4 protein-coding genes and 1 pseudogene are annotated in these 4,016 nt (G+C 60.0%); 4 read left to right on the top strand and 1 reads right to left on the bottom strand.

The genetic code is table 11. The features are described 5' to 3' along the window. Nucleotides 1–95 precede the first annotated feature (95 nt). Nucleotides 96–731, bottom strand: a complete 636-nt coding sequence (locus ACIQ7H_RS22000; RefSeq protein ID WP_395795607.1) for a GbsR/MarR family transcriptional regulator — start codon at nucleotides 729–731, stop codon at nucleotides 96–98. Between the two features lie 161 nt (nucleotides 732–892). Between ACIQ7H_RS22000 and ACIQ7H_RS21995 the strand changes: the two are divergent. From ACIQ7H_RS21995 to ACIQ7H_RS21980, 4 genes and pseudogenes are all read left to right on the top strand, one after another. Beyond that, nucleotides 893–1,471 (top strand): annotated as a pseudogene (locus tag ACIQ7H_RS21995) (AAA family ATPase); the annotation flags it as partial. A gap of 22 nt (nucleotides 1,472–1,493) precedes the next feature. Beyond that, the gene (locus ACIQ7H_RS21990; protein ID WP_395795605.1) at nucleotides 1,494–2,033 is read left to right on the top strand and encodes an AAA family ATPase; all 540 of its coding nucleotides are present in this window, start codon (nucleotides 1,494–1,496) and stop codon (nucleotides 2,031–2,033) included. 364 nt (nucleotides 2,034–2,397) lie between these two features. Then, nucleotides 2,398–3,474 carry a hypothetical protein gene (locus ACIQ7H_RS21985; RefSeq protein ID WP_395795603.1) on the top strand — a complete coding sequence of 359 codons (1,077 nt, stop codon included), beginning with the start codon at nucleotides 2,398–2,400 and terminating at the stop codon, nucleotides 3,472–3,474. 27 nt (nucleotides 3,475–3,501) lie between these two features. Continuing rightward, nucleotides 3,502–4,016: hypothetical protein (locus ACIQ7H_RS21980; protein ID WP_395795601.1), on the top strand; the 515-nt coding region annotated here is incomplete at its 3' end.

Genomic DNA, 4,016 nt, shown 5'->3' with positions numbered 1-4,016 from the left:
ACGGCGGAAGATGTTTCTGGCGGGCGAACCCGCAACGGCTTTGGCATGGGAGTCTCCGAACAAAGCCGCCCTAGAATGAGAGATAACGTGCTGCGTCACTGTCTCGTGGAGTGTAGGCGCGTAGGGACCGCCTTCAACGCACGCTCGCTCGCATCAGGCGGCGCTTTCACTTCAGGCTCGCTGCGCCGCCCACCACCCAGCACACGCTCTTTCAACTCCAGCAGCTTGACCACCTTGCTGCCCAAGCCCATCAGGCTCTGCAGGGTCTCTGGCGAAAGCTTGCGCACTTCGGCGAACCACTCGGTGATCTGGTCGATCAGCTCGTGCATCTTCCGCATGCGTTCCTGCGCGTACGCATCCTCCGGCGAGCCCGCGGTTTCCAGCAGCGCATCGCGCAGCATCGACAGGGTCGGGTCGACCTCACGGCGCTGGCGCTCCTCGGCGAGGGTCTTGAAGATCTGCCAGACATCCTCCGGCGCGGAGAAGAAGTCGCGGCGGTCGCCGGGGTGGTGTTCGAGCTTCACCAGCCGCCAGCTCTGCAGCTCCTTCAAACCCATGCTGACGTTGCTGCGCGAAACGCCGAGTTTTTCGACGATGTCATCGGCGGTCAGTGGTTCGCGGGTGACGTAGAGCAGGGCGTAGATCTGGCCAACCGTGCGGTTGATGCCCCAGCGGCTGCCCATTTCACCGAAGTGCAGGACGAAGGACTGGCTGAGCGGGTTCAGGTTCATGTCGGGTCCGAAGTTTCAGTAATTTCTGAAAGTACGGGCGCGACGATGCCAATCCAATCGTGAAACCGATGTGCAGATGGTCGACCGCTGCACCCAGCCAAGTTCCCAGCGGCCGTCACTGGAGGCGCTGGCTGCATTCCGGGCTGGACGTGCTCTTTTGAATGAATGGAACCAAGCCTGCGCGGAAGCCCATGGCTGGATGCAGCGCCGCCGCTGGCTCGAGGCCGAAGCGGCACAGCATGTGTTGGCGGCAGAGCCTGAAAACCCGCACCCGCTGTTCGCGCGCGCGGCTGGCCTTTCTGCTCGACCTGCGCGACGCCAGAGCCTGTGCGCAAGCGCTACTGCAGCGCGAGCGCGAACGCGCCGGCGCGCGTCGGCTGCTGGCGCGCATCGCCGCCAGCGTCGAGATCCGCGCGGTCGCGCCGCAGCAGCACGCCGCAGAAGAGCCACCGGCGATGTTCGGCGATGTCGCCGGCCTCGATGCGCTGAAGAAATCGCTGCGCCTGGAGATCATCGAGCCCTTCCGCAATCCCGGCCTGTTTGCCCGGTTCCGCAAGTCAGCCGGTGGCGGCGTGATGCTGTACGGCCCGCCGGGCTGCGGCAAAACCCTGATCGCACGCGCCCTGGCCGGCGAGGCCGGCGGTCGCTTCATCAATGTCGGCGTGGCCGAGATCGTCAGCGTCTGGTTCGGCCAGAGTTAGGAGCAGCTGGCCGACGTGTTCGTGCGCGCCCGCGAACAGCGCCCATGCGTGCTGTTCTTCGATGAACTCGACGCGCTGGCCTCCGCGCGCCAAGGCGAGTTCCGAACACAGCCGTCGCATCGTCAACGAATTCCTGACCCAGCTCGATGGCGTACTGGCGCAGAACCGCGACGTGCTGGTGCTGGCCGCCAGCAATATGCCCTGGGACGTGGATTCGGCAATGAAGCGCAGCGGCCGCTTCGCCCGCCAGGTATTCGTGCCGCCGCCGGATGCCGCGGCGCGGCAATACCTGTTCCGGCTCAAGCTCGACGGCGTGCCCAGCGAGGCGATGGACCTGCCTGCACTGGCGCGGGCAACGCAGTTCTATTCCGGCGCCGACATCGAAGGCCTGATCGACCTCGCCAAGGAGCGCGTGATCGCACATGCGCTGGACACCGGAAACGAGCGCGCGCTGCACCAGCGCGACCTGCTGGAAGCAGTTGCCGAGTATCCCGCCAGCACCCTGGAGTGGCTGCGCACGGCACGCAATCTGGTGCGATACGGCGGCGACGGCGGCTATCGCGAGCTGGAGCAGTATTTGAAGGTGAATAAGTTGCTTTGAGGGCTGGGAATCGGGATTCGGGGTTCGGAGCGGTGCGTGGCGAGTTGGTTGAGTCCGTCGGTCCGGCCCGCGAGAGTCAACTCGCCCCCGCTCGATGTCCAGGTTCAACTCGGCGATTGGTGCAGCGACGAAGCCGCTGATACTCGCTTGAACGGAAGCGTCAACGGTGACAACATCCCCAACGGCCGCTCTTCGCAGGAGACGCCGACAGATTAGGCGGGCGCGATAGGCGGAAGGGGTCGCCTATGGTGTTGATCAGGCCCAAGATGTTCTTGGTGGCGTTTGCGCGAAGCAAGATTGTACGGCGGCGTTATCGCGGACAGTTCCCGTTCAATAGTAGTTAGCTTTTTTCAGGGGCCACGGCATGGACAAACAATCAGACCCACAAGCAGCTGGAGAGCAAGCCAGCCGTCGGCCAAATGCACTTGTTTTTATCAGCCATGATTCGAGGGACGCAGAGATTGCTGAGGCGTTTAGCCGCCTCATCAGCAGTGTCAGTGCTGGCGTGCTGAAGTCGTTCCGCTCTTCGGACAAAAAAGGCAACCAGGGCATTGAATATGGAATTGAGTGGTATCCGGAAATCATGAAGAAACTGGAGGCCGCTTCTGACGTTGTTTGCCTTCTCACGCCTCACAGCATCAATCGTCCTTGGATTTTGTTTGAAGCAGGTGTCGCAAAAGGAAAATTGACCACGCCAGTTCAAGGCATCGCTCTTGGTATCCCGCTCTCGTCTGCGGCATCTGGACCGTTCGCCCAGTTCCAGAATCTAGATGATGAAGTTGACTCCCTTACGCGGCTTGTCATTCAACTAGTCGGTCGTATTCCGGGGGCTGAACCGGACCGCGATGTCGTGAAGATGCAAGTGGAAACCTTCAAGCAGAAGATAAAGCCGTTACTCGAAAAACAGAAGCTTCCTCAAGATCAGAATTCGGACGACAAGCAGGACGAGACCTCGGTCGCAAAGATATTCGAAGAAATCAAGGTCATGTTTCAAGATCTGCCCGGCCGCATTGAAAAGAGAGTAGATCCCGAAAGTTCAATGAGCAGAAAACGAATGCGGCGGATGCATCCGAGATTCATGGAAGAAATGGTGATGACAGGAAAAGAGCATGGCGACAGCCTCGCCCCGCTAATCATTGGGAGCTTCTTCAAAGAAGATTTCCCGTGGCTATACGAAGTGGGAGCTGAAGTGTATAGAAAAATGGAATCGGGGCATCCAGATTCGGCTGATGCGTTACGTCGTTTCATCAAACTCATTGAACGAATGGCTCTTCACCCGATGATGTGGGACATGCAGGAGCGCTCAAAGGACAAGCGGTTTGAGATGGACGAAATAATGATGCTCTCCCAGCATGTGCTTCAGCGAATGATCCTTCGCACTGAGAAATCTACCCCGGTGCCCAGCGCGGGCTCAAGCGATAAAGCCCCACGCGCAGGTTAGTGCTGCGCGAGCTGGCAAGGAGGGGCAATGTTCGAGCAATCTCCAGACAAGCAGAAGCAACTTGCCGTAAAGATTGCCGCTTCGGTTAATGCTGCGGAGAGAGAAGCGATTCGGATCTGGATCGAGCACCTGCTGGCCCTCAAGGCTACTAACCTGCCCTCCACCCAAAAAGCAAGGCAGGCAATTTCGATTACTGCCGATAGCAAAGTGGTTGTGCCCGCTGTCAAGATAATTGCTCGTGAGACAAAGCGCCTAGCGTGGGATGAGCGAGGACTTAAAGCAAGACTCGGGCTAGGTGGTGCAGCAGTAGGCGTCGCGCTGTTCGGCGGCCAAGGTGCCGGAATTGCAGCGCTCGGCACCGCTATTGGTGTGCCGCTCTGGGTTGTGTTCGGGGCAGGCGCTGCATTTGCCGGGGTTCCCTACGCGCCTACACTCCACGAGACAGTGACGCAGCACGTTATCTCTCATTCTAGGGCGGCTTTGTTCGGAGACTCCCATGCCAAAGCCGTTGCGGGTTCGCCCGCCAGAAACATCTTCCGCCG

The organism is Aquimonas sp., assembly GCF_044377145.1.
In the GTDB taxonomy this organism is placed as follows: domain Bacteria; phylum Pseudomonadota; class Gammaproteobacteria; order Xanthomonadales; family Xanthomonadaceae; genus Aquimonas.
Note: the sequence above shows the minus strand (reverse complement) of the source record. Positions and strands in the feature narration are given on the sequence as shown.